Origin of the sequence: Pseudomonas sp. LPB4.O (assembly GCF_038383825.1) — a bacterium.
In the GTDB taxonomy this organism is placed as follows: Bacteria; Pseudomonadota; Gammaproteobacteria; order Pseudomonadales; family Pseudomonadaceae; genus Aquipseudomonas; species Aquipseudomonas putida.
Map to the genome: position 1 here is coordinate 4,351,949 of NZ_CP151298.1, position 26,316 is coordinate 4,378,264.

Sequence of the window (26,316 nt, forward strand, 5' to 3'; positions counted from 1 at the left end):
TCAACCCTCCTTGACCAGGCCGAGGTCGTTGAGCACCTTGCGGGTGGCGTCGTAATAACGCACGTAGCCGGTGCAGCGGCAGATGTGGTGCCCGAGGCTGGCCTCGATGCGGTCTTCCACTTCGCTCTTCTTCAATGGCTGGCGCTGGGCGGTTTCCACCAGCACGGTAGCGGCGTTGACGAAGCCCGGCGCGCAGTAGCTGCACTGGAAGGCGAACAGGTCGACGAACTTCTGCTGGATAGGGTTCAGCGTGAGGTTACCGGCCGCGTCCGGTTTGGCGTGGCCCTCAATGGTGCGTACCTTCTTGCCCTCAAAGTAGTGGGCGCCGGTGATGCAGGTGCGCACTTCTTCGCTGGTGCCGTCGGGGTTGTCGACGATCACCACGCAGGCGTGGCAGATGCCCTGGCCGCAACCCAGGCGCGAGCCGGTGAGGTTCTGGTGTTCGTGCAGGTAGTCGATCATCGCCAGGTCAGCGGGGACCTCGACCGGGCCGACCGGTTGACCGTTGAGGGTCAGTTGCAGTGGACGGTTAGCCATTGAGGGCCTCCTTGATACGGGCTGGAGTGATGGGAAGATCGCGCACGCGCTTGCCAATGGCATGGGCGACGGCATTGCCGATGGCCCCCACGACCGGGATCATCACCACTTCGGCGATGCCCTTGGACGGGTCGGTCGGTGACAGCGGCGGGAGGATTTCGCTGGTCTGCTTCCACACCGCCACGTCTCGCGCATGCGGCAGGCGGTAGCGGTTGAAGTTCCAGTCGCCCTCCCCGGGCCCGCCCTCGTACATCGGCATTTCTTCGGTCAGCGCGTGGCCGATGCCCATGGCGATACCGCCTTCGAGCTGGCCCTTGACCAGCTCCGGTACCAACACTCGGCCGCACTCGACCCAGCTGTGGTGGTTGAGCACCTGCACTTCATGGGTGCCCTTGTTCACCTTGACTTCAACAATGGTCGCCACCGGGCTGTAGTAGGTAACCATGGCATTGTTCAGCTGGGTGTCGGGGTAGGCAGCGTTCTGCCGGTCGAGCAGGTGGTAACCGTGGCTGCTCATCTGCGCCTTCTTGGCGTTCACCGCGCCATCGCCGTATTTCACCGCCACGGCGTCAAGCGGGAAGCGCTCGCGCACACCGTCGATGACGAAGTCGGCCTCGGCCCAGCTCCAACGGTTGAAACCGTGCACGCTGGCGCCGGTGACCAGGCCCATGTCGTGGGCCTTCTGTGCCAGCTGGGCGAACGGGATCGGCTGCAGGCCGTTACCGGTCAGCTCGCCGTTGACCCACACCGCGTTCTCGCGGCGTACCACCAGCGGGTTGGCCTGGCCGCCATGCGGGCCCTGGCTCCAGATGGCCATGGCCGCCGGCCACAGGCCGTGGTTGAACAGCACGCGCGCCGCTTCGCGGGTGGCATGGCTGAAGTAGAAGGCCGAGTTGGTCGCCGACGATGGCGACGCCAGCTTGCCGACCCAGCGCGGGTTGCGCAGCGCGGCGTCCTGCTCGGGCTGGCTGATCAGGTACGGGTTGCCGCTGGTGCTCAGTTGCAGCTCTGGCCATTCGGTAACCGCCGTCCTCACCTCGTCAGCCGAGCGCCCCAGGAAGTCGCTGACCACCAGGGCCTGGGAGGTAGACATGCCGGTGCCCAACTCGGTGCCGATGTGGCGCAGGCTGATGCGGCCGTCGCGGCTGAACTCGATGCTGGCCATCGGTGCTTCGGAACCGGTGCCGAAGTCCTTCTGGCAAATCGCAAAGCCCACGCCGTACCAGTGGTCCTGGTCTTGCGCATCCATCTGCTGCTTGCGTGCGTCGCGGTTGCGCCACCAGTCGTGCACGGCGGCCTTGTCGAGAATCTCGTACAGACGCAGCGCGCCCGCCGGAACCGCGCCCTGGGTGTTCTTCATGCCCGATTTCAGCGCGTTGGCACGGCGCAGGTCGATGGCATCGACGCCCAGGCGGCCTGCGATTTCGTCCACCATCATCTCGGTGGCAGCCATGCTCTGCAAGGTGCCGTAGCCGCGCATGGAGCCGGCCTCGACACCGCGGGAATGGTAGGCGGTAACCGACAGGTCGTTCTGCGGCATGTAATAGATCGACTGCGCAGCAGTGGCGCCTACCGCAGCTACGGACGGGCTGTAGTTGATGCGCCCGCCGCCGTCGCAGCTCATGTCGGCGCGGAAGATCTTGAAGCTGTTGTCCTTCTTGTCCACGGCCAGCTGGTAGCGGATATCGAAGGCATGGCGCTTGATGCCGCTCTGGAACTGCTCGTAACGGTCATTGGCCAGGCGGATCGGCACGCCGGCGCCATACAGCGCGGCCACGGCGGCGTAGAAGACGAAGATGTTGTTGTCTTTCGAGCCGTAGCCCACGGTATAGCCCGGGTGCATGTTCAGCGTGTTCAGGGCGAAACGCGACGGCTTGATCATGTGCACGCATTCCTGCGCCACTTCAAACGGGCACTGGGTGGCAACCACGAAGTGCAGCGTGCCGCTGGCCGGGTCGTACCAGCCGTTGCCGTTGTCCGGTTCCAGCGCGGCGGGTTCGATGGACGGCGTCTTGTAGCGCTCGTCGAACACCAGCCAGTCCTCGGGCGGGTTGTCCAGCTGCTCGGCCATGCGATTGGCGTAGAACAGCCCCTGCTCGGTCAGGTCGCCGTGCTGGTTGGGCTGCTTCGACCACAACGGCTTGCGGTTGAGAATGGTCGGGAACAGCATGGAATTCTTCAGGCTGGAGAACTCATCGTCGTCGAACGGCGTGGCACCGCCCACCCGCACGAAGCGAAAGCTGCCGTATGGGTCGCGCTGGTACAGCGGCGCCTGGGCGCCGTAACGGATCGCCTTTTCGTTGAACTGCAGCTTGCGCTTGGCCTGGCGGAAGCGCTCGAAGTCGTGCCAGATCAGGATCGCCACCGGGTGGCCGATGAACATCGGCACCTTGCCGGGCGGCAGCAGCGGGTCGGGCGAATGGGCTTCCGGCCAGGCAATGCCGTCTTTCTCGAGATCGGCGGCGGTAACGATGCGGTCAGGCTGCAGCTCGCCACCGAGCAGGCTGAGGTCGTGACCGGCATAGATACGGTCGGCCTTGGTCGCCTTGAGCAGCAGCGCATGGCCCTGCTGCGTGGGCCAGCCGGGCATGTCCTTGGCGCGGATATCGCGGGCGAACACCTTGTCGCCGCACACCTTGGACAGGGCATCGTTACGGAAGCGCGCCTTGCCGTCATGGTTCATCCACTTCTGCGGCGAGGTGGTGACGCGGTCCTCCATCAGGGCGGCGAATGCCTGGCTGCCGAGTGGCGCCATGGTCACGCCGACACCAGCTATCAGCCCGCCTTGCAAGAAGGCGCGCCGGGAAATATCACGGTTGGACATGCTTGATCCTCTGGGCAGTTGGGGGGCCTGCCCTATTTTGATTCTAGTGCTAGCGGGGAAAAGCTGACTTGTACGTCAACTTTACAGGAAGTGTGTGGGGATTGGCAAAGTCAAGCCGACAATATGTCGCGGTGTGTCTGGGATGATGGGTGGCATTGGGTGGGGCTGGCAGACCAAAAACCAGAGTTAACCTTCATTTAATCAACCCCAGCCAGCATGGCCCCATTCCTAGATCTGCCAAGGCGAAGACATGCGCGTCCTCCTGCTCTTCCTGACACTGCTTCTGGCCGGCCCGTTGCAGGCCAACCCGTTCGATGTAAAACCGGACTTCCTGCCGGTCGACCAGGCCTTTGTGCTTACCCACGACCGCCAGGCCGACGGCCAGATGCGCCTGTACTTCCAGATCAAGCAGGGCTACTACCTGTACCAGAAGCGCCTGAAGTTCGATGGCCTGCCTGCCGGGCAGCACCCGCAATTGCCGCCGGCGCTCAACCACCATGACGAATTCTTTGGTGACAGTGCGGTGTACCGCGACCAGCTCGAACTGCTGCTGCCGGCCAATGCCCAGGGCCAGTTGCGCCTGGGCTGGCAAGGCTGCGCCGACGCCGGCCTGTGCTACCCCCCGCAGACCACCCTGATTGACCTGGGCGGCAGTGTGGCACCCGCCGCCGAGCAAGCCAGCGACCAGGCTCTGGCCAGTGGCCTGCAACAGGGCCACCTGGCCTGGAGCCTGCTGGCGTTCTTCGGCCTTGGGCTGCTGCTGGCCTTTACCCCCTGCTCGCTCCCGATGCTGCCGATCCTTGCCGGGCTGGTGCTGGGCAATGGCGCCAGCGCCCGACGCGGCTGGCTGCTGGCCGGGGTGTATGTGCTGAGCATGGCACTGGTGTACGCCGCCCTGGGCGTGGTCGCCGCACTGCTGGGTGCCAGCCTGCAGGCCTGGCTGCAGCAACCCTGGCTGCTGGGCAGCCTGGCGGGGCTGTTCGTGCTGCTGGCCCTGCCTATGTTTGGCGCCTTCGAACTGCAACTGCCCGCCGCCCTGCGGGACCGCCTTGACCGCGCCGGGCAAGGCACCCGGGGCGGCAACCTGTATGGCGCGGCGCTGCTCGGGGCGTTGTCCGGCCTGCTGCTGGGCCCATGCATGACCGCGCCGTTGGCCGGCGCGCTGCTGTACATCGCCCAGAGCGGCGACGTGCTGCAAGGGGCACTGGTGCTGTTCAGCCTGGGCCTGGGCATGGGCGTGCCGCTGCTGTTGCTGGTGACCCTGGGCAACCGTTACTTGCCGCGCCCAGGCGCCTGGATGGACCGGGTCAAGGGCGTGTTCGGCTTCGTGTTCCTGGCCATGGCCTTGTACACCGTGCGTAGCCTGTTGCCCGCCACGCTGCTGCTGGCACTGAGTGGCGGCTGGTTGATCGCCCTGGCCTGGGCCACATGGCCCGCCCTGCAGCGCCTGCCAGCATTGCGCGCAGTACCGCTGCTGGGTGCCTTGTGGGGCAGCCTGTTGCTGGTCGGTGCCGCCGCCGGTGGCGATGACCTCTGGCAGCCGCTGCGCCCGTTCACCGGTGGGGGTACCGCGGCCGTTGCTGCCCAGCATGCCGAAGACAGCTTCGTCACGGTCAGCCGCCCTGAAGACCTGCAACGTGAACTGGATGCGGCCAAGGCCCGTGGCCAATGGGTGATGCTCGACTACTATGCCGACTGGTGCGTGTCGTGCAAGGTCATGGAAAAACAGGTGTTCGCCCGTGGCGACGTACAGGCCGGCCTGGCCGGCGTGCACCTGCTGCGCCTGGACGTCACCGCCGACACGCCGGCCAGCAAAGCCCTGCTGCAGCGCTACCAGGTACCCGGCCCGCCCAGCATCATCTGGATCGGCCCGGAAGGCGACGAACGCCGCGCGCGGCGCATTACCGGTGAAGTGGATGCCGCCGCGTTCCAGCAACACTGGGCCCAGACCAGGAGCCAAGGCTGATGTTGACCGTAACCCTCGGGCCACTGACCATGGCCCTCAACCACCTGCTGATGCTCACCGCCCTGGTGATCGCCAGCGTGGTCGGCTGGTGGGTCGCCCGGCGTGGCGGCGAAAGCCCGGAATCGGCGCTGTTCAACCTGTTCCTGATCGGCCTGCTGTGCGCCCGTGCCGGCTTCGTGCTGGCCTATTGGCCGATGTACCGTGATGAGCCGTTGCAAATGATCGACATCCGCGACGGCGGCTTCCTGCTCTGGTCGGGCCTTGCCGGCATCGTCCTCGGTGCGGTGTGGCAGGGCTGGCGTCAACCGGGCCTGCGCCGCCCGTTGGGCTGGGCATTGTTCAGTGGCGCGCTGTTCTGGGGCCTGGCCAGCTTCGGCGGACACTTGTACAGCAAAGGCACCGAGCTGCCTGAACTGAGCCTGCGAAACGCTGGTGGCCAACCGGTGGCGCTGCACAGTTACCGCGGCAAGCCGCTGGTCATCAACATCTGGGCCACCTGGTGCCCACCGTGTCGGCGTGAGATGCCAGTGCTGCAACAGGCACAAAGCGATTACCCGCACGTGACCTTCCTGTTCGTCAACCAGGGCGAAACTCCGGAGAACGTCAGCACCTTCCTCGCCACCACCGGCCTGAGCCTGACCCACGTGCTGTTCGACGGCACCGGCCTGCTGGCCCAGCGCGTCGGTTCCATGGCCTTGCCCACCACCCTGTTCTACGACGCCAACGGGCGGCTGGTTGGCAGCCACCTGGGCGAGCTGTCCCGGGCCAGCCTGCGCCACGCCCTGGAACCTTTCGACCGGGCCATTGCGCCCGCCCCTGCCGCACAAGGAAACTGACATGCGATTGACTGCACTGCTGCCCCTGTCCCTGGCCCTGCTGGCCTCCCCTGCCCTGCAGGCCGAAGAACTGCCCAAGGCAGTTCAGCAGCTGCAAGCCAAGGGCGCCGTGATCAAGGGCAGCTTCGATGCGCCCAACGGCCTGCGCGGTTATGCCGCCGAGTACCAGAACAACGCCCTGGCCCTGTACCTGACCCCTGACGGCAAGCACGTGCTGGTCGGCAGCCTGTTCGACGAACAGGGCAAGGACCTGAGCGCCGAGCCGCTGCAAAAGCTGGTATACGCGCCGATGAGCAAGGAAATCTGGGCGAAAATGGAAAAGACCGCGTGGATCGCCGACGGCAAGGCCGATGCGCCGCGCAAGGTGTACCTGTTCAGCGACCCGAACTGCCCGTACTGCAACATGTTCTGGGAACAGGCGCGGCCCTGGGTGAAGTCGGGCAAGGTGCAGTTGCGCCATATCATGGTCGGCATCATCCGCGAAGACAGCCCGGGCAAGTCGGCGGCGCTGCTGGCGGCGAAAGACCCGGCCAAGGCACTGCAACAGCACGAGAAGGCCGGTAAGGCCAGCACCCTGAAGGCGCTGGAACAGGTGCCAGAGGCTGTGCAACAGAAGCTGGCGGCGAACATGGCGTTGATGGAAGAGATGGGGTTGCAGGCGACCCCGGCCATTTTCTACCAAGATGAGCAAGGCAACCTGCAAAGCCAGCAAGGGGCACCACGGCCGGAGATGCTGGGGAAGATTCTGGGCAAGCGCTAGGCTTCTCTTGAATGTTGCTGTGATACACAGATCGAGCGCATCGCGCGCGAAGTTCGCTCCTTGATATGTGAGTGGTCAAGCTTTTTGAGGTGTTCAGCACTGAAAAGGTTGGCTGTATCAAAGGGTTCATACCCGCGAAGCAGGCGACGCGGGGCATGGCACCGGCTACGCCGGTGTTCGCGGGTGAACCCGCTCCTACGGGGGTTCGTGCTAACGGCGGGATTTTGCGCCAGGCATGTGATCGCAAGGCTACTAGCCTGCCGCAAGACATACGCTGTAGATGTAGGAACAACTGTCTTGCTCTAAATTCGAAAGGCCTGCGCGGTCGGGTGTAGGAGCGGGTTTACCCGCGAACACGGGCAAAGTCTGTGCTATCCAGCGCGCCACACTCGAGCATCGCGCAATTATTGAACCTATTATTTTTGCTAGTTTTCATTACCCTTCTGCAATGCAATACTTACAAGCAGAGTGTCAAGCTTGGAGAACACCGCCATGTCGATTGCCAGGCACATATTCAAGAAGAACAGCATGACCCACGCTATTGCCTATTCGCCATATGGTTATTGCCCCCCTGCGCCAATGCAGATGGCTGCTACTGGATTTAATGGGGAGCGATCTGACCCAGTAACTTATAATTATGCACTGGGCGCTGGCTATCGATTTTTTAACCCAGCCTTGATGCGCTTCACTTCTCCAGATGCTGTGAGCCCTTTCGGATCTGGAGGTCTTAACCCGTATTGTTATTGCCTGTGCGACCCGATAAATTTATCTGATCCCGATGGGCGAACCCCGGTGCAATCCTGGAATATCATTAGGCTTCGAACTATGTTCCCAAGCCTACACAAAAGTAAGACAAGATTTGAAATAAACCTGGAGGAGTTTAATGAAAATATGTCTAACTATAAAAGAACTTTGGGAAGGCGACATGAGTTTGGCTCGGCCCGTTCGCTAGTAGCCAGCCCAGCCGTTGATGAAATTCCACCGGGGTGGGACCGGATAGGTATTCACGGTTCTTCAACCCCTAATAAAAAGGGCTTACTGAAATCGCTTGACCCGAAATTTATAAAATCACGCGATGGGTATCAGGAGCTTGGGCGTGGATTTTATGTTGCAGTGGATTCGTCGTGGTCAATGTTCGGTTCCGGCGACGGAGGACAATCGTATAACGTATATACCCCAAATATGGCCCGCCTCACACCTGGGAAGCATTTCGACTTTTCGCATGCCGCCCAGCAACCTTATGAAAAAATGCAAATTGCTATTCGGGAATCGGGATATGACTTATTTATCGTCCGGCAGGCGCGGGTTGGACCGATAGTGCGGCCTCGACCTTATGAGGCGCCATTTTAAAAGTTTTTGGGGCATTCGTTTAATGGTTAACACTGGTCTGTCAAGGCTTCCCGCATCAAGTCAGCATAGGCCGTCTGACCCGGGCTGAAATAGCCTTGGGTTCAGCCATATCCAGCAAGCGTATTATGCGACTTCCTCAGGTACTTTGACCCTGTTGTAGAGACCGGACACATCGCTGACACGTGTACGGAGACATGGTTGACACATTATGGTCCGTAATCAGGTTTATTTACGTCGATGGTTCGCAGCCGCTGATGGCAAAAATAGACATCGAACATGTCCCCGCCATCCCGCCCAGGGCGAATCGCTACAGTATGCCCAACCAGGCCTTTTGCGATGCTGAAATAGCGTTTCTGGAAGCGGAAGCGACTGTGATAAACCTTGGCGAGGATATCGTCCGGCCCATATTCAAACTCCTCAAGCCGATTGGGGTAGGCCCACGGGCTGGTGTGATATCTGGCCATCGGTACTTGGTACCCCAAAGCCTGGTGGGGTCGCTGTAGGTTGTAAATTTCACGCCATCGATCAAACGCCGTTTGGGCTTGTTCCAGGGTCGAGAACTGCCGACCATCGAGTACTTCAGCCTTCAAGGAGCGGTGGAAACGCTCAATCTTGCCATTCGTCTGAGGGTGGTACGGGCGACTAAAACTGATCCTTATTCCCAACTGAATCAACCAGATACTTAGTTCTGTCACCTCTCCAGGGTTGCGCGGCGAACCCCAGGGAGCACCATTATCGACGTTGATTCGTACCGGTAGGCCATAGCGCTGGAAGACCTCGATCATTTTAGCCCTGACCGTCGCTCCTCGCTCGTTATCGCAAGCATGAATGGCCAAGTTGAAGCGGGAGTGATCGTCAAGAATGGTCAGCGGGTGGCACCGGCCTTGCTGCAGGGCGAAGTGGCCTTTGAAGTCCATCTGCCAGAGATCGTTGGGCGCATCGTGTTCAAACCTAAGCCGCGCCTCTCGCGTCTTTTCAGGACTCTGGATCAGTTCATGACGGTGCAACACGTTAGTGACGGTACTGGGGGCAATACCCTTGCTCAGCAGGTTGCTGATGGTGCGTCCGCCCCAGGCCGGATGCTCCTGTCGAAGGGCTACGACTTGGGCTTCCAAGCTAGCCTCGGTCAAGCGAGGGCTGCTAGCCGGCCGCCGAGATCGCTCTTGTAAAGCGGCCGAGCCGCCTTCTTCAAAACGGCGCAGCCATTTGTATCCGGTTTGAGGGCTGATACTGAAGTGTCGGCATAACGCTCGAATATTGGCATCCGGTTGTCGCGCCAGGGATACGAACTCTTCTTTCAGGCTCATGGCGTTTCTCACGTTCCAAGGCATGGTGAAAATCCTGGCAAGTGGGCTACCAGAAAGTGTCAACCATGTCTCCGTACACGTGTCCACCATGTGTCCGGTCTCTACACCCTGTGAAAGGGGCACCAAGCGCCCCTGCCCATCACAGCCCCTCCAGTTCCGCCATCAGGTCACTGAGCCGGTCGACCTTGTCGTCATCCAGCGCACTGCCCTGCAACCCCTGCACATACTCGGCCAGCTCCTCCACCGTGCTGCACTCGAACATCGCCCGCAGCGGCACGTTCAGTTGCAGCTGCTTCTGCACCCGCGAAGCGATCTGCGTGGCCAGCAGCGAATGCCCGCCCAGCTCGAAGAAGTTGTCGTGCACCCCCACCCGCTCGGCTTTGAGCACATCGGCCCAGATACCCGCCAGCACCTCCTCCAGCTCATTGCGCGGCGCCTGATAGGCCTGGCTGTGCTGGCCGCCAATGTCGATGGCCGGCAGCGCCTTGCGGTCGAGTTTGCCGTTGGCGTTGTGCGGCAGGCTGTCGAACCAACCCCAGTGCAGCGGCACCATGTACTCCGGCAACTCGGCACGCAGGCGCTGCTTGATCTGCTCCAGCAATGCGGCATCGGCGGCGATACCCTGGTGTGCCACCAGGTAACCGACCAGGTGCTTGCCGTTGACGCCTTCCTGCACGCCCACCGCCGCATCACGAATCTCGGCCTGCTCGTGCAGGCGGGCTTCGATTTCGCCCAGTTCGATGCGGTAGCCGCGAATCTTCACCTGGTGGTCGATGCGCCCGACGTACTCCAGCACACCGTCCGGGCGCTGGCGCGCCAGGTCACCGGTGCGGTACAGGCGCTCGCCCGCGGCACCATGGGGGTGTGGGATGAACGCCAGGGCAGTGCGCACCGGATCGCCGACATAGCCACGGCCCACGCCGGTACCCGCCACGCACAGCTCGCCCACCGCGCCCAGCGGCACCAGCGCCTGCTCCTCGCCGAACAGGTATAGGCGGTTGTTGTCGGTCGGCGTGCCAATCGGCAGGTAGCTGCCTTGGGTCGATGCGGCATCGACGCGGAAGAACGCCACATCATCGGAGCATTCTGCCGGGCCGTAGGCGTTGACCAGGCCGATCTGCGGGTACCGCTGCAACCACTGCGAGGCCAGCTCAGGTGGCATGGCCTCGCCGGTCGGCAGCATCCAGCGCAGGCCGTCGAGGGCCTGGTGGTCGTTGGCCAGCATGCCCTGGATCAGCGACGGCACGCTTTCCAGCACGGTGATGCCGGTGGCTTGCACATGCGCCAGCAGGCCCTGCGGATCATGGGCGATGGCATTGGGCACGATCTCGACCCTGGCGCCGAACAGCGGCGCGGCAAGGAACTGCCACACCGAAATGTCGAAGCTTTGTGAAGCTGTCTGGGCAATGACGTCCTGATTGCTCAACGCCAGATACGGCACCTTGCTCAACTGGTTGTTGAGCATGCCGCGCTGCTCGACCATCACCCCTTTTGGCAGGCCGGTCGAGCCGGAGGTGTAGATCACATAGGCAAGGTTGTCCGGGCCACTGTGGATGCCTGGGTTGTGGCTGGCAACCTGGCTGGCCTGGGTGTCTTCCCACACCAGCAGTTGTGGCCGTACCGCAACGTCCAGCTCACCCAGCAACTGCCGGCCTTGCTCGGCACAGGCCGCGCTGCACACCAGCACCGGGGTACGGCTGAGCTGGATGATGCTTTGCAGGCGCGCAGCCGGCAGCCCCGGGTCCAGCGGCAGATAGCCGGCGCCCGCCTTGAAGCTGCCAACGATCATGCCCAGCAGCGGCAACCCGCGCTCGGCCAGCAACGCCACCGGCTGGTCCACCTTTACGCCGGCCGAGATCAAGGCGTGGCCCAGGCGGTTGGCCGCCAGGTTCAGCCCGGCGTAGTCATAGGAGGCCTCCAGGCAGCGGGCCACAGTACGTTCAGGGTGCGCAGCCACCTGCGCTTCGAACTGCGCGATGTAGCTCTGCTCCAGCGGATAAGCCCGCTCGGTGCGGTTGCAGTCTTCCAGCAGGAAGCGCTGTTCGTCTGCGCCCATCAGAGGCAGCGCGCTCACCTCTCCATCGAAGCCCTGCACCAGCGCCAGCAGCAGGCGCTTGAACTCGGCCAGCAGGCGCTCGACGGTCGGGTAATCAAAGTAACGCTGGTCAAACGACAGGTGCAGGCCCAGGTCATCACCCGGGTAGCACACCGCCGTCAACGGGAAGTTGGTGTGGGTACGGCCCGAGTCGGAGCTGGCGTTCAGGTGCTGGGCGTGGTCGAGCACGGCGGTTTCCACCGGCGCGTTCTCGAACACGAACAGGCTGTCGAACAGCGGCTGGCCCTTGGGCAGCTCGCTGCACTCCTGGATCGCCACCAGCGGCAGGTACTCGTACTCGCGCAGCTCCATGTTGCTTTGCAGCAGGCCCTGCAACCACTGGCGCACACTGCAACGCTCACCCGATACGGGCAACTGCACACGCAGGGCAACGCTGTTGATGAACAGGCCAACGGTGCGCTGCATCTGCGGCATGCTCACCGGGCGCCCGGCCACGGTCACGCCAAAGGCCACATCGCGGTCGCCACTGTAGCGCGCCAGCACCAGCGCCCAGGCCGCCTGGGCGAAGGTGTTGACGGTAAGCTGGTGAGCCTGGGCCAGTTCGCGCAGGCGCACGCCATCACTTACCTCCAGGCGGGTGTAGCAATCGCCGACGATCATGCCGCTACCGGCGTGGTCATGGCGCAGCGGGCGGTCGCTGGGGATGGCCGTGGCGCGCTCGAAGCCGGCCAGGTTGGCCTGCCACCAGGCGCGTGCGTCGTCCAGGCCCTGGCGCTGCAACCAGCCGATGTAATCGCGGTAACGCGGCGGCACCGGCAACTGGGCCTGACGGCCTTCGCCGAGGGCCTGGTAGACCTCGAAGAAATCGTTCATCAGCAGCGAGCGGCACCAGGCATCGATCAGGATGTGGTGGTTGCTCATCATGAACCAGTAGCGCTCGTCGGCCACGCGTACCAGGCGCAGGTGGAACGGTGCTTCACTGAGCAGGGCAAACCCGGCCTCGCGCTCCTGCTTGTGCAGGGCTTGCAGGCGCTGCTCCTGGGCGTCGTCAGCAAGGCCGCGCCAGTCCTGGTAGTCCACCGCGAGGTTGCCCGGTTTGTGGATGATCTGCAGCATCGCCTCGCCGCTGTTCCAGCTGAACGAGGCGCGCAACGCTTCGTGGCGCGCCACTACCGCCTGCCAGGCCTGGGCGAAACGTTCAGGGTCCAGGGCGCTGTTGATGCGGTAGCGGTCCTGCATGTAGTAGAGGCCGGTGCCCGGCTCCAGCAGGGTGTGCAGCAGCATGCCTTCCTGCATTGGCGTCAGCGGGAAAACGTCCTCGATCTGCGCAGCCGGTACCGGCAATGCGTCGATCTGCTCCTGGGTCAGGTGCGCCAGCGGGAAGTCCGACGGGGTGAAGCTGCCGTTGCCATCGGCCAGGCAATGCGCGACCAGCGCCAGCAACTCCTGGCGATAGGCCTCGGCCAGGCGGGCGATGGTCTGCGGGTCATAGCGCTCGGCGCTGAAGGTCCAGCGCAGTTGCAAGGCGCCGCCGTACACCTGGCCATCGACGCTCAGCCAGTTTGGCAGCGGTGCGTCGAGGTCATGCGCCAGACCGGCCGGTGCCTCCAGTGGCTGGAACAGCGCCGCACTGTCGAATTGCTGGTCGAACTGGCCCAGGTAGTTGAAGGTGATACGCGCCTGCGGCAAGGCTGCCATCTGTTCGCGCCAGGCCGGGTCGGCGAGGTAGCGCAGCACCCCGTAACCCAAGCCCTTGTGCGGCACCTGGCGCAGTTGTTCCTTGATGCGCTTGATCGAGCCGGCCCGCGCCGCCTCGTGTTCGCCTGCCAGCGGGCGCAGGCTCAGTGGATAGGCGTTGGTGAACCAGCCGACGCTGCGGGTCAGGTCCATGTCTTCGAACAGCCCGTCACGGCCGTGGCCTTCAAGCTGCACCAGCACTTCCTCATCGCCGCTCCAGCGGCACAGCGCCCGCGCCAGTGCAGTCAGCAGCAGGTCGTTGACCTGGGTGTGGTAGGCCGCCGGAGCCTGTTGCAGCAATTGCCGGGTCTGCTCCACGTCCAGGCCGATGGCCAGGGTATGGGCGTGGCGGTGCAGGTTGCCACCCTGCGGATGATCGCACGGCAGTTCGCGGCGCACGCCGCCCAGCTGGCTTTGCCACCAGCCCAGTTCGTCCCGCAGCGAATCGCTGCCGGCGTAGCTGGCCAAGCGCGCGGCCCAGTCGCCCATGCTGTGAGTCTTGGCCGGTAGCGGTTGGCCACGGTAAAGCGCCTGCAGGTCTTCCAGCAGCACCCGCCAGGACACGCCATCGACCACCAGGTGATGGATCGCCACCAACAAACGCTGGCTGGCTTGCCCGTCCCGCACCAGCAAGGCGCGCAGCAGCGGGCCTTGCTGCAGGTCGAGGCTGCGCTGCAGGTCGGTGTACAGCGCCTGACAATCGGCAAAATCGGCCACGGTGGCGGTCCACAGCAATTGCCTCGCGTCAGGCTGGGCGTATTCGGCCTGCCAGCGGCCACGGGCCTCGTCGAAGCGCAGGCGCAGGCTGTCGTGGTGCTGCACCAGCGCAGCCAATGCCTGGCCAAGTGCGGCCTCATCCAATGGTTGGCGAGCTTCCAGCAGCACCGCCTGGTTCCAGTGCTGCGGCTGTGGCACTTCACTGTCGAAGAACCAGTGCTGGATCGGCGTCAGGCCGGTCTGGCCTTGGCGCAAGCCCTGCTCGATGCTGCTCGCGGCTTCGCTGTACCGAACCACGGCCGCCAGGGTCTGGATGGTCTGGTGCTGGAACAGGTCGCGCGGGGTGAATTGCAAGCCGGCCTGACGGGCCCGGCTGACCACCTGGATCGACAGGATCGAGTCGCCGCCCAGTTCGAAGAAGTTATCCTGCACCCCTACCCGGGCAACGTTGAGCACGTCGCGCCAGATCTGCGCCAGTTGCGCTTCCACCTCGTTGCCGGGGGGCTGGTACTGTTGACGCGCCTGCTCCAGGTCTGGCAGTGGCAGCGCACGGCGGTCGAGCTTGCCGTTACCCATCAGCGGCAAGCTGTCGAGCAACACCAGATGCGCCGGCACCATGTAATCCGGCAGGTGCTGGCGGGCATCAGCCTTCACGGCTTCACGCAGCTGGCTTTGCGCCTCGCTGCCAGCCGTGGCCTGCTTGCACAACAGGTAACCCACCAGCTGCTTGCCGCCCGGTAGATCCAAGGCCAGCACCACGGCCTCGTCGACATCGGCATGCGCCTGCAAGCGGCTCTCGATCTCGCCCAGTTCGATGCGGAAACCGCGAATTTTCACCTGCTGGTCGGCACGGCCGACGTACTCGACAAGGCCGTCAGTGCCCAGGCGCACCAGGTCGCCCGTGCGATACAAGCGGCCCCCTTCGGCGCTGAACGGGTCCGCGACGAATCGCTCGGCGCTCAGGCCCGGCCGGTCGTGATACCCCTGAGCCAGCCCGGCGCCGCCGACATACAGCTCACCGATGCCACCTTGCGGCAACAGGGCCAGGTCTTCGTCGAGGATGTAGGCCGAGCGGCTACCGATGACATGGCCAATCGGCACACTGCCAAGGTTTGCAGGCAACGCCTCTGGCGCCAGGCAGGCCAGCGGCATGACCACGGTTTCGGTCGGGCCGTAGGCGTTGAAGAACTGCTGCGGCGCAAAGGCCTGGCGAATACGCTGCAGGTGCTCGCCGGTCAGCGCTTCGCCACCGGTGATCACCAGGCGCACCGGCAGTTGCTCGCCCTGCCCGCCCAGGTATTGCGCCAGCTGGCTACCGTAGCTGGGGGTAAAGCCCAGGATGCTCACCTGCTGCTCGCGCACCAGCTGGCAGATGTCCTCGGCGCCCCACTGCCCCTGGGCGCGCAGCACCACGCGGGCACCGCACAGCAACGGCACCCACAGGCGCTCGCTGGCAGCGTCGAAGTTGATCGAATAGAAATGCAGCTCGCAATCATCGCTGCGCATGCCGAACGCGGCGATGACCGCCTGGCAATGCATGGCGAACTCACCATGGCTGACCACCACGCCCTTGGGCTTGCCGGTGGAGCCGGATGTGTAGATCAGGTACGCCTGATGCTGCGGCAGGTTGAGGTTGTCCAGCGGCGCATCGCTGTAGGCCGACAGGCTGGCGGCATCGTCCTCCAGGCTCCAGCGGGCCACGCCCCCAGGCAGCTCGCCCAGGGTTTGCAACAGCTCACGCTGGCTGAGCAGCAGGCCGATGCGGCTGTCTTCGATCATGTAGCGCAAGCGGTCGAGCGGGTACTCGGGGTCAAGCGGCACGTAGGCGCCGCCGGCCTTGAGGATGGCCAGCAGGCCGACGACCATTTCCAGCGAACGCTCCAGTGCCAGGCCCACGCGCACCTGCGGGCCGACGCCACGCTCACGCAGGGCACGGGCCAGGCGGTTGGCCTGCTGGTCGAGCTCGGCATAGCTCATGTGCTGGCCGGCGAAGGTCAGCGCGCCAGCCTGTGGTGTGCGCGCCGCCTGGGCGGCGAACAGGCCGTGCAGGGTCTGGTCGAGGTCGAAGTCCTGCTCGCCCTGCAACTGGCCCGCCAGCACCTGCTGTTCGGCGCTGCTCAGCATCGGCAGCTCGCACAGGCGCTGTTGCGGGTTGTCGAGCAGGCCGACCAACAGCTGCTGCCAGTGCTCGGCCATGCGCGCTATGCGGGGTTCGTCGAACAGGTCGCGGCTGTAGGTCAGGCAACAACCCAGGCGGCCGTCGAGGTCGGTGACCTCCAGGTACAGGTCGAACTTGGTGGCACTGGCGTCATTGAGCAGGTAATCCACCTGCATGCCGGCCAGTGTGCGGCTTTGCTGGAAAGCCCAGCGCTGCACGTTGCACATCACCTGGAACAGCGGGTTGTAAGCGCTGCTGCGCGGCGGTTGCAACGCCTCCACCAACTGGTCGAACGGCAGGTCCTGATGCGACTGGCCTTCGATGGCTGCCTGGCGCATCTGCTCCAGCAGTGCGTTGGCGGTCATCTGGCCATCCAGCTCGCAGCGCAGCACCTGGGTATTGAGAAATGCGCCAATCAGGCCTTCGCTTTCCGGGCGGATGCGGTTGGCCACCGGCGCGCCGATGCGCAGGTCACGCTGGCCGCTGTAGCGGTGCAGCAAGGCGGCCAGGGTGGCGGTCATGGTCATGAACAAGGTCAGGCCGCGCTGGCTGTTGAAGGCATGCACGCGGGCGACCAGCGCCGGGTCGAGTTCAAAGCGGTACAGCTCGCCGCGGTGGCTCTGTACTGCCGGGCGCGGGCGGTCGGCAGGCAACGCCAGCACCGGGTGCTCGTCGCCCAGGCGGTCCTTCCAGTAGGCCAGTTGACGAGCGCCCTCGCCGCTTTCCAGCCATTGCCGTTGCCACACGCTGTAGTCCAGGTATTGCACCGGCAGCGGCGCCAGCGGCGACTCGCGGTCATCGACAAAGGCTTCGTACAGTTCGCCTAGCTCGCGGGCGAAAATGTCCATGGCCCAGCCTTCGGTGACGATGTGGTGCAGGGTGAGCACGAAGAAATGCTCGCGCTCGTCAGCCTTGACCAGGCAGGCGCGCAGCAGCGGGCCGCGCTCCAGGTCGAACGGCTGGTGCGCCTGGTCGTCGGCAAGTTGTTGCAGGTGTTGCTGGCGGGCATCAATGGGCAAGGCACTGAAGTCCTGCCAGTCGAGGTGCAGGCCACTGTCTTCGGCCACGCACTGGTACGGCACCCCGTCGACGCTGGGGAAGGTGGTGCGCAAGGTTTCATGGCGCACGATCAGCGCCTGCAGCGCACGCTCGAAAGCGTCCACATGCAGGGTGCCGCGCAGGCGTGCCATGCCGCCGACGTTGTACGCCGGGCTGTCCGGCTCCATTTGCCAGAGGAACCACATGCGCTGCTGCGAATACGACAGCGGCACCGCCTGACGGCGGTCGACGCGGGCGATTGCGCCTTGCAGGTTGCGCTCGCCGGCCGCGCGGATACGTGCGATCTCGGCACAGAAAGCGCCCAGTTCGCTGGCTTCGAACAGCGCCTTGAGCGGCAGCTCGACATCGCAGGCCTGGCGGCTGCGCGAGACGATCTGAGTGGCCAGCAGCGAGTGCCCGCCCAGGGCGAAGAAGTCGTCCTGCAGGCCGACGCGCGGCAGGTTCAGCACCTCACGCCAGATGGCGGCGACCTGTTGCTGCAACTCGGTGTGGGGCTCGACATGTTCGCGTTGCTGCCACACCGGGGCCGGCAGTGCCTTGCGGTCGACCTTGCCGCTGGGGCCCAGCGGCAGCTGTGCCAACGGGATAAGCTGGGCCGGCACCATGTACGCGGGCAGTTGCTCAGCCAGCACGGCCAAGACTTCGGCTGGCTGTGCACTGCCACTGTAGTAACCCACCAGCTGCGCGCCAACGGCGTCCTTGTGAATCAGCACCAGCGCCTGTTCCACACCCGGCTGTGCCAACAGGCAAGCCTGTACTTCTTCTGGCTCGACGCGGAAACCCCGCACTTTTACCTGCTGGTCGAGGCGACCGAGGTATTCCAGGGCCTCAAGCTGCACCTGCCAGCGGGCGCGGTCGCCGCTGCGGTACAGGCGCTCGCCATGGCCGTCGGCCTGGGGCACGAAGCGCTCGGCAGTGAGGCCGGGGCGGCCCAGATAGCCACGGGCCAGGCCCGCGCCACCGAGGTACAACTCGCCCGGTACACCGGGGGCGGCCAGTTCAAGCTCATCGTCCAGCACACGGCACAGCACATTGCCCAACGGGCGGCCGATGGGCGAGCGCTCGCCGTCCGCCGCCTGACAGTGCCAATGGGTGACGTTGATAGCGGTTTCGGTCGGGCCATAGCGGTTGTGCAACTGCACCTGCGGCAACACTTGCAGCACGCGGTCACGCAGCGCCGCAGGCAATGCTTCGCCACCGGAGAACACCCGGCGCAGGCTGCTGCAGGCGCCCGCCTGCGGCTCTTGGGCAAACACCTGCAATAGCGGCGGCACGAAGTGCAGCGTGGTCACGCCATGGGCCTGTACCAGCGCGGCGATGCGCTGCGGGTCGCGGTGTTCGCCGGGGCCGGCGAGTACAAGCTTGCAGCCGGTTACCAGCGGCCAGAAGCATTCCCACACTGACACATCGAAGCTGATCGGCGCCTTTTGCATCAGCACATCGCTGTCATTCAGCGCGTAGGTGGCCTGCATCCACTGCAGGCGCTCGGCCAGCGCCGCATGGGTATTGCCCACGCCCTTCGGCTGGCCGGTGGAGCCGGAGGTGTAGATCACGTAGGCCAGGTTGTCGCCGTGCAGGTGCAGGCCAGGCGCGTGGCTGGGCCAGCTGTCCAGGTGCAACTGGTCGAGGGCAATGGCGCTGACCCCGTCGACTTGCGGCAGCTTGCCCAGCAGGCTGCTGTGGCTCAGCAGCAGGCCGGCGTTGCAGTCGGCGAGCATGTAGGCCAGGCGTTCGGCCGGGTAGTCGACGTCCAGCGGCACGTAGGCGCCTCCGGCCTTGAGGATGGCCAGCAGGCCAACCAGCAACTGTGGCGAACGCTCGATGGCAATGGCTACGCAGGTGTCGGGGCCGACGCCTTTGTCGCGCAGGTAATGGGCCAGGCGGTTGGCCTGCTGGTGCAGTTCGGCGTAGTCGAGGCTGCCGCCGTCCCAGGCCAGTGCAGTGCGTTGAGGGGTCTGGCGGGCCTGTTCGTTGAGTTGTTCGACCAACAGGCTTGGCGGCGCGGCAGCCGGTGCGCGGCCCCAGCCCAACAGTTGCGCGCGGCCAGGCTCGTCGAGCAATTGCACTTCGCCCAGCGGCCGCTGCGGCGCGGCGCACACCTGCTCCAGCAGCGCCAGCAGGTGATGGGCGAGACGTTTGACGGTGCTGGCTTCGAACAGCTCTGCGGCATAGTCGAAGGCCAGGCTCAGGCGGCCCTGATGATCTTCTTCGCTGTGCAGCTGAAGGTCGAACTTGGCTTCGCGGCTGTGCCACGGCAGCTCCTCGGCCAACAGCCCCGGCAGGCGGCGCAGGGCCGACAGGTCGCGTTGCTGGTGGTTGAACATGACCTGGAACAAGCCTTGCTCACGGGCGTCAGGCAGGGCTTCGACCAGCTGTTCGAACGGCAGGTCCTGGTTAGCCTGCGCCGCGAGGGTGGCCTGGCGCACCTGGGCCAACAACTGCGCGAATGGCAGGCGGCCATCGAGCTGCGCGCACAGTACCTGGGTATTGATGAAGAAGCCGACCATGCCTTGGGCTTCCAGGCGCGGGCGGTTGGCGTTGGGCACACCGACGCGGATGTCAGCCTGGCCGCTGTAGCGGTGCAACAGCGCCTGCCAGCCGGCCAGCAGGACCATGAACAGGCTGGCCTGCTGTTCGCGGGCCAGGCCCTTGAGGGCTTCGGCAAGCTTGGCAGGCACCTTGAGGTTGAACCGCGCAGCACTGTACTCGCGCTGGCTGGCGCGGGGGTGGTCGGTGCACAGGTCAAGCACCGGCAGTTCATTGCCCAACTGTGCCTTCCAGTACTGCAGTTGGCGCTCGGCTTCACCGGCGGCCAGCCATTGTCGCTGCCAGGTGCCGTAGTCGGCGTAACCCAGGGTCAGCGGCGCCAGGTTGGCCTCAAGGCCTTGGCAGCGGGCGGCGTAAAGCTTGGCAAATTCATCCAGCAGGATATTCAGCGACCAACCGTCAGCGACGATATGGTGCAGGGTCACCCACAGCTGGTGGTGTTCGTCGTCCAGGCGTGCCAGGGTCACCCGCAGCAACGGGCCCTGGGTCAGGTCGAACGGCTGACGGGCTTCGGCTTCACGCTCGGCGCTGACCTGCTCGGGGGTTTGGCCTTCGAGACCCAGGCGGCGCAGGCTGAACGGCTGGTGCGGCAAAATGCGTTGCAGGGCCAGGCCGTTTTCTTCGCTGAATACGGTGCGTAGGGATTCGTGGCGCACCACCAGCATGTGGAAGGCGGCTTCCAGGGCGCTTTCATCCAGCTCGCCGCGCAGTTGCAGGCCGGCCGGGATGTTGTAGGCGGCCGATTGTGGCTGCAGCTGCCACATCAGCCACAAGCGGTTTTGCGCCAGCGACTGGGGCAAGGCCTGGGCGCGTTCCAGCGTTGCGATGGTGGCGGTGCCGGCTGCGCCTTCAGCGATGATCGAGGCCACGGCGTTACTGTAATCAGCCAGCACTGGCACTTCGAACAGGGTGCGCAGGCTCAGGTTGATGCCCAGCTCATCGGCCAGGCGTGCGGTGGCCTGGGTGGCGGCGATGGAGTTGCCGCCCAGCAGCAGGAAGTGGTCGTCTGCTGCAACCGCCTCCAGCTTGAGGATGTCGCGCCACACGGCGGCGATGCGTGTTTGCAGTTCATCGCCAGCAGCCGCGCTTGCAGCGGCTTCGCTCACATCAGGAAAGCGGGCGTAGCAGTCCAGGCTGCCATCGTCCATGCGCAGGCGGCAGGCCGAGCGCTGCAGCTTGCCACTGGAGGTCTTGGGCAGCGCGCCCGGGTTCAGCAACAGGACCACAGCCGGGGCCTGGCGGCAGGCGTCGGCGATCACTTGGCGCAGGGTTTTGATCAGGTCCTGGGGCTTGATTGCCTTTTGCACGTTGCGGCTGATCTCCACCGCCACGCCGATGCCCTCCTCGCCCTGCTGCTCGACGGCAAACACGGCCACCCGGCCTTTGCGCAGCACCTCGACTTCGCGTTCGAGGGTTTTTTCCAGGTCCTGCGGGTACAGGTTCTGGCCGCGCACGATCAGCATGTCTTTCAGGCGCCCGGTGACAAACACCTCACCGTCGCGCATGAAGCCCAGGTCACCGGTGCGCAGCCAGGTCTGCCCGTCCATTTCAACGAAGGTGCGGGCACTGGCTTCGGGGTTGCGCCAGTAACCCAGGGCGATGCTCGGGCCACCGGCCCAGATTTCGCCGACCTGGTTGTCGCCCAGCACCTGCAAGTGCTGCGGCTCGACGACCCGTACCGCGTGACCGGGCTGCGGGTAGCCGCAGCTCATCAGCACGCTGCCTTTGCCCGGCTCGGCGCGGTTGGCGGCGAAGGCTTCGGCGTCCAGTTCCAGCGCGGCGATGCCCTGGCCACGGCGGCTGCCGCTGACGAACAGGGTGGCTTCGGCCAGGCCGTAGCTGGCGAAGTAGCTCTGCGGGTCGAAGCCGCAGGCCCGGAACTTGTCGGCGAACGTCGCCAGGCTGTCCTGGCGGATCGGTTCGGAGCCGGAATAGGCCACGCGCCAGCGGCTCAGGTCGAGACCGGCCAACGAGGCCTCGCTGACCCGCTCGCTGCACAGGCGGTAGGCAAAGTCGGGGCCACCGCTGATGGTACCGCCATACTCGCTGATGGCCTGCAACCAGCGCTGCGGCCGGGCCAGGAAATAACCCGGCGACATCAGCACGCACGGCACGCCGCTGAAGATCGGCTGCAGCAGGCCGCCAATCAGGCCCATGTCGTGGTACAGCGGCAACCAGCTGACGATCACGTCGTCGGGGTTGAGGTCGATGCCGAAGCCCTGGCGGATCAACTGCTCGTTGGCCACCAGGTTGCCATGGCTGACCTGCACGCCCTTGGGCAGCGCAGTGGAACCAGAGGTGTACTGCAGGAAGGCGATGTCATCACCTTGCAGCGCGGGCTCGCGCCAGTCCGCGGCCAGCGCCGGGTCCAGGCCGTCCACCGCCAGCAGTTCAGGGCCGTTGTCCGCCGCCAGCGCTTCCAGGCCTTGCAGGCTGCCGTGCAACGCCGCGACCGTCAGCAGCAGGCGCGGCTCGGCATCGTCGATGATCGACAGCAAACGCTCCTGATGGTGCTGACGCGCAGACTCCGGCGGGTAAGCCGGCACCGCGATCACCCCGGCATACAGGCAACCGAAGAACGCCGCCACGTAGTCCGGACCACTGGGGAACAACAGCACCGCACGGTCGCCGAAGCCGGCACGGGCCTGCAAGGCGGCGGCGATGGTGCGTGCGCGCTGGTCGAGGTCCCGGTAACTGAGCACGGCCTGCTCGCCGGGGGCGTCGGCCAGAAAGCGCAAGGCGATCTTGTCCGGGGTCTGCGCGGCGCGTTGCGCCAGTGCCTGGACCAGCGAGAGCGGGAGTTCGAAGGCGTCCGTCATGGGGTGTTCCTGCCAGTGTCTGTTGGGGCGTGCCGGCTGCTCCGCGAACGTGGGCGGACAGCGAGTGGCGACCGAGGATGTACACAGGAGAACGGATGGGCGGGGGCAGAAATTAGCGGGGATTACGCGGTGCCAGAAGGGGCCAAGGGTGAACCGTTTCACACTGCGGGCTTAGAACTGAAAGATACAGATACTAATTACGTTTCGTATTTGACAATCATTATCATTCTGAATAGCTTGTCGCACGTCGTAGGAAGCTTCCCAGCCTTGGGGGCCTCCTTTCCCCTCTGTGACAAGGTGATTTCCATGGCGGAACAACTATCCACAAGTAAGTGCGATTCACCATTACTGCAGGCCTTCGTCGACAATCGCAGCATCCTGGTCAAGATCGCCGCCCGCATCACCGGCTGCCGCTCGCGCGCCGAAGATGTGGTGCAGGATGCCTTTTTTCGGCTCAACGCCGCCCCGCAGATCACCTCGTCGTTCAAGGCGCAGCTCAGCTACCTGTTCCAGATTGTGCGCAACCTGGCGATTGACCACTACCGTAAGCAGGCGATGGAGCTGAAGTACTCCGGCAGCGAGGAGGAAGGCCTGAACGTGGTCCTCCAGAACGCCTCGCCCGAAGCGACCCACATCAACCTCGCCGCGCTGGATGACATTGCCGAGGCGCTGAACGAACTGCCGCAGCGTACCCGCTATGCGTTCGAGATGTACCGCCTGCATGGCGTACCGCAGAAGGACATTGCCAAGGAGCTGGGGGTGTCGCCGACACTGGTCAACTTCATGATCCGCGATGCGCTGGTGCACTGCCGCAAGACGGCCAACCGGCAGGTTTAAAACCAAGGCTCCTACCTACAGCCCCCCCCCGGCCCGAGGTAGGAGCAGCCTTGTGCTGCGAAGAGTCCCACCCCGACACAACATATCGCTTGTCTTGCCGACCCCTTCGCAGCACAAGGCTGCTCCTCCAAAAGGCCACCATCTCCTGCAGGAGCCACCAGAACCCTCAAGCCAGCTTGCAGCGATCGAAGAACCGTTCCCGCCCCAGAATCATCAGCGCCGCACGCTTGTGCGGGAAGTCGAACTCTTTGTCGCAATGGAAGCACTGGTCGTGCATGTAGCCGATCATCTTGCCGTTGTCAGCACGTGGCTCAGCCACCACCCGCTGGGTACGCGGGTCATCCAGGAACAGGTAGTGCACCAGCGCCGATAGCCAGCTGGCCACCTTGTGCGGCCCGCGATGGTTCTCCTCCCCTACCAGCATGTGAATGCCGCGGTCGTAGTCATCGGCCGCGTAGAACGGAGCAATGCGATCTTCCTTGGCCCAGTACGCCTCGAAGTAGGCAAACGGCTCATCATCAAAGCAGCCGATCAGTGTCAGGGTATGCGGGTCGGCCTCCAGCTTGCCCAGGTACTCGCGGTGCTGCGCCAGCGTGCCGCCCTCCTGCCAGAACGCATCCACCCGCGGGTTGTTCTGCCAGCGGTTGAAACGCTCCAGGTCGTGCTCGATCTCCAGCGTGCGCAGCGACACCCAGCTACCCAGGCGCGCATCGAAGCGCCGGTACACCTCACAACGGGGCTTGGGCGCGCGGCGCGGGTGACGCTTGCCGTTGCTGATCTGCATCTGCTGCGGGTACACCGAGGCCAGCGCATCACCCAGCCATGGCTGTGGCAGTTGCCAGAACAGCGCCCGCTCGCACAGGTACTGACCAGCTTGCTCAGCCACCAGCAGCAAGCCACTGGCCAGTGCCTGGGGCTGTACCTCGGGCAAGTGCCAGACCAGGCGCTGGCAGCCCGTATCGCGGGATAGCAGCCAGTAGCAGGCAGCCCACAAGGCTTGATAGGGGCGCTCATGGCAGACGCGCTCAAGGTGGACGTGCAAGCTAGCGACCGCCTCCAGGCGCACCTGGATCAGTGGGCGGCCTTCGAGGGTGAGGCTTAGCCAGCTGTCACCCTCCTCGGCACTGAGGCTGCGCCAGCGTGGCGGTGACTGAGGCTGCGAAGCGGCATCGAACGGCATGGGCTGGACTCACGAAAATGAAGAAAAGGCTCACTGTTGAGAACGTTGCCGCAGTGCGTGAATTTAGTCTTGGGGGACCGAGACGGTAATGCGGTAGGGCTCGAAGATCCGTGCCAGTTCACCGCTTTCACGCAGGTCACGCAGCAGGCCGGCAAACGACTGCTCGCCGATAGGGGCACCCGGGCGCAGCAAGGCGTAGTGGTGATAGACCTGGTCGATACGCTGCGAAGGCACCAGCTGCGCCTTGCTGGCCGGGTTGCGCGCCAGGAAATCACTGAGGTAGGAGCGCGTGACCAGGGCGATATCGGCGCGGCCGGCCTGCACCATCAGCAGGTTGCTGTCGTGGGAGTAGGTCAGGGTCGCGTTGTAGGCTTCGCGCAGGTAGTCGGGGTCGGAGTTGAAGCGGGCGAACGCGTAGTGGTAGCCGTTGAACAATGCCAAACGTTTGTCACTCAGGTCGTCGAAGTAATGCGGGTCGCTGCCATTGGCCTGGCGGGCAACGAACACTTCGGCATCCTCCAGGCCCATGTCGACGGTCTGGTGGGCAATCTGCTCCCAGCCCCATTGTGGGTTCTCGAAAATCGCCATGTCGGTGCGGCCTTGCTGGAAGTCACCAAAACGCCGCTGGATGGAAGTGGGCACCAGGACGAAGTGATAACCCTGCTGCAAGCGGTTGAGCGCGTCGACCAGTTGCGGCAACAGGCCGGTGTCGGCCCCCTGTTCAGGGCGGACCGTGTAGGGCGGGAAATGCGCCGCGCCAATCTTCACCTCCACGGCGTCGGCAGCCCATGCCGGCACCGCCAGCCAATACACGGCCAGCAACATCAGGGTGGACAAGGCCTTGGGGCCGGGTGCAGGAGTCAAGACGGACGCTCATCACGGTTCATGCCTGGGTCCGCTTAAGCTAGGCGTTTTCCGGAAGCGGCACAACTGCCGGTGCGCGCTCTTTGTGACAAAGCAGGCGGCAATATGCCAGGGGGTGCCGTATGCGCGGAGTTTGGCTACGCTCTAGCAGGATCTGCAAGGGAGCCTGGTATGGGCCATTGGTTGGTGATCGACCTGGAAGCCACCACCGACGAGGGTGGGTGGCCGGTAACAGAAATGGAAGTCATTGAAATCGGCGCCAGCCTGGTTACCCGCGAAGGCCGCGAGGTCGACCACTTTCAGTGTTTCGTGCGGCCACGGCGGCGGCCACAGCTGACCCCTTTTTGCCGCGAACTGACGCACATAAGCCAGGCCGATGTGGACAGCGCTGCGCCGTTTCGCGAGGTGTGGGCAAGCTTCGAGCGCTGGCTCGGGCCCCACCGTGAGCAGATTCAGGCCTGGGTCAGCTGGGGCGACTACGACCGCCAGCAACTGCACCAGGAATGGCAGCTTCACGGGCTCGACAGCCTGCTACGGACCTTGCCGCACATCAACCTCAAGCAACGCTTTGCCAAGGCTCGCCACCTGCAGCGCCCCACCGGCCTGAACGGTGCCCTGCACCTGGCCGGCATGCACTTTTGCGGGCAGCAGCACCGGGCCCTTGAAGATGCGCGCAACACGGCGCGGCTATTGCCGTTGACCCTGCCCGCCAACAGCCCCTGAAAGCAGATGACGAGGCCTGTGGGCTTGGGCATACTGGCC

11 protein-coding genes and 1 pseudogene are annotated in these 26,316 nt (G+C 64.5%); 6 read left to right on the plus strand and 6 right to left on the minus strand.

The annotated features are described in order from the left end of the window. Positions 1 to 537, minus strand: a complete 537-nt coding sequence (locus MRBLPB4O_RS19765) for a (2Fe-2S)-binding protein (RefSeq protein ID WP_016498661.1) — start codon at positions 535 to 537, stop codon at positions 1 to 3. After that, positions 530 to 3,361, minus strand: a complete 2,832-nt coding sequence (locus tag MRBLPB4O_RS19770) for a xanthine dehydrogenase family protein molybdopterin-binding subunit (protein WP_341796363.1) — start codon at positions 3,359 to 3,361, stop codon at positions 530 to 532. Before MRBLPB4O_RS19770 ends, MRBLPB4O_RS19765 begins: the two co-directional genes overlap by 8 nt. A 250-nt stretch (positions 3,362 to 3,611) precedes the next feature. Here MRBLPB4O_RS19770 and dsbD point away from each other — a divergent pair, with 250 nt between their 5' ends. The 4 genes and pseudogenes from dsbD to MRBLPB4O_RS19790 form a co-directional block, all read left to right on the plus strand. Continuing rightward, positions 3,612 to 5,327, plus strand: coding sequence for a protein-disulfide reductase DsbD (gene dsbD / locus MRBLPB4O_RS19775; RefSeq protein WP_341796364.1), 1,716 nt, complete (start codon positions 3,612 to 3,614; stop codon positions 5,325 to 5,327). Next, the gene (locus tag MRBLPB4O_RS19780) at positions 5,327 to 6,163 is read left to right on the plus strand and encodes a TlpA disulfide reductase family protein (RefSeq protein ID WP_016498658.1); all 837 of its coding nucleotides are present in this window, start codon (positions 5,327 to 5,329) and stop codon (positions 6,161 to 6,163) included. Before dsbD ends, MRBLPB4O_RS19780 begins: the two co-directional genes overlap by 1 nt. A 1-nt stretch (position 6,164) precedes the next feature. Beyond that, a complete protein-coding gene (gene dsbG, locus MRBLPB4O_RS19785; protein ID WP_341796365.1) occupies positions 6,165 to 6,923 on the plus strand; it encodes a thiol:disulfide interchange protein DsbG in 759 nt (252 codons plus the stop codon). 540 nt (positions 6,924 to 7,463) lie between these two features. After that, positions 7,464 to 7,706, plus strand: a pseudogene (locus tag MRBLPB4O_RS19790) (RHS repeat-associated core domain-containing protein); the annotation flags it as partial. 773 nt (positions 7,707 to 8,479) lie between these two features. Here the strand turns inward: MRBLPB4O_RS19790 and MRBLPB4O_RS19795 are convergent. Together MRBLPB4O_RS19795 and MRBLPB4O_RS19800 are read right to left on the minus strand one after the other, a co-directional pair. Further along, on the minus strand, positions 8,480 to 9,604 hold the full coding sequence (locus tag MRBLPB4O_RS19795) for an IS481 family transposase (RefSeq protein ID WP_341796366.1): 1,125 nt from the start codon (positions 9,602 to 9,604) through the stop codon (positions 8,480 to 8,482). A 115-nt stretch (positions 9,605 to 9,719) separates the two neighbouring features. Further along, positions 9,720 to 22,673 carry a non-ribosomal peptide synthetase gene (locus MRBLPB4O_RS19800; RefSeq protein WP_341796367.1) on the minus strand — a complete coding sequence of 4,318 codons (12,954 nt, stop codon included), beginning with the start codon at positions 22,671 to 22,673 and terminating at the stop codon, positions 9,720 to 9,722. A 306-nt stretch (positions 22,674 to 22,979) separates the two neighbouring features. On the opposite strand from MRBLPB4O_RS19800, the gene MRBLPB4O_RS19805 reads away from it, so the two are divergent. Continuing rightward, positions 22,980 to 23,510: an RNA polymerase factor sigma-70 gene (locus MRBLPB4O_RS19805; protein WP_341796368.1), complete on the plus strand. Its 531-nt coding sequence runs from the start codon at positions 22,980 to 22,982 to the stop codon at positions 23,508 to 23,510. A 166-nt stretch (positions 23,511 to 23,676) separates the two neighbouring features. On the opposite strand, the gene MRBLPB4O_RS19810 is transcribed toward MRBLPB4O_RS19805, so the two are convergent. Both MRBLPB4O_RS19810 and MRBLPB4O_RS19815 read right to left on the minus strand, forming a co-directional pair. Next, complete coding sequence (locus tag MRBLPB4O_RS19810) at positions 23,677 to 24,690, minus strand: GNAT family N-acetyltransferase (RefSeq protein WP_341796369.1); 1,014 nt, start codon at positions 24,688 to 24,690, stop codon at positions 23,677 to 23,679. Between the two features lie 63 nt (positions 24,691 to 24,753). Next, on the minus strand, positions 24,754 to 25,554 hold the full coding sequence (locus tag MRBLPB4O_RS19815) for a transporter substrate-binding domain-containing protein (protein WP_341796370.1): 801 nt from the start codon (positions 25,552 to 25,554) through the stop codon (positions 24,754 to 24,756). Between the two features lie 171 nt (positions 25,555 to 25,725). On the opposite strand from MRBLPB4O_RS19815, the gene MRBLPB4O_RS19820 reads away from it, so the two are divergent. Continuing rightward, positions 25,726 to 26,277, plus strand: coding sequence for an exonuclease domain-containing protein (locus MRBLPB4O_RS19820; protein WP_341796371.1), 552 nt, complete (start codon positions 25,726 to 25,728; stop codon positions 26,275 to 26,277). Positions 26,278 to 26,316: the final 39 nt, after the last annotated feature.

Bases quoted from the DNA above. Each gene is read 5' to 3' on its own strand.
- MRBLPB4O_RS19765 (WP_016498661.1), bottom strand. From the start codon at position 537: ATGGCTAACCGTCCACTGCAACTGACCCTCAACGGTCAACCGGTCGGC.
- MRBLPB4O_RS19770 (WP_341796363.1), bottom strand. From the start codon at position 3,361: ATGTCCAACCGTGATATTTCCCGGCGCGCCTTCTTGCAAGGCGGGCTG.
- dsbD (WP_341796364.1), top strand. From the start codon at position 3,612: ATGCGCGTCCTCCTGCTCTTCCTGACACTGCTTCTGGCCGGCCCGTTG.
- MRBLPB4O_RS19780 (WP_016498658.1), top strand. From the start codon at position 5,327: ATGTTGACCGTAACCCTCGGGCCACTGACCATGGCCCTCAACCACCTG.
- dsbG (WP_341796365.1), top strand. From the start codon at position 6,165: ATGCGATTGACTGCACTGCTGCCCCTGTCCCTGGCCCTGCTGGCCTCC.
- MRBLPB4O_RS19795 (WP_341796366.1), bottom strand. From the start codon at position 9,604: ATGCCTTGGAACGTGAGAAACGCCATGAGCCTGAAAGAAGAGTTCGTA.
- MRBLPB4O_RS19800 (WP_341796367.1), bottom strand. From the start codon at position 22,673: ATGACGGACGCCTTCGAACTCCCGCTCTCGCTGGTCCAGGCACTGGCG.
- MRBLPB4O_RS19805 (WP_341796368.1), top strand. From the start codon at position 22,980: ATGGCGGAACAACTATCCACAAGTAAGTGCGATTCACCATTACTGCAG.
- MRBLPB4O_RS19810 (WP_341796369.1), bottom strand. From the start codon at position 24,690: ATGCCGTTCGATGCCGCTTCGCAGCCTCAGTCACCGCCACGCTGGCGC.
- MRBLPB4O_RS19820 (WP_341796371.1), top strand. From the start codon at position 25,726: ATGGGCCATTGGTTGGTGATCGACCTGGAAGCCACCACCGACGAGGGT.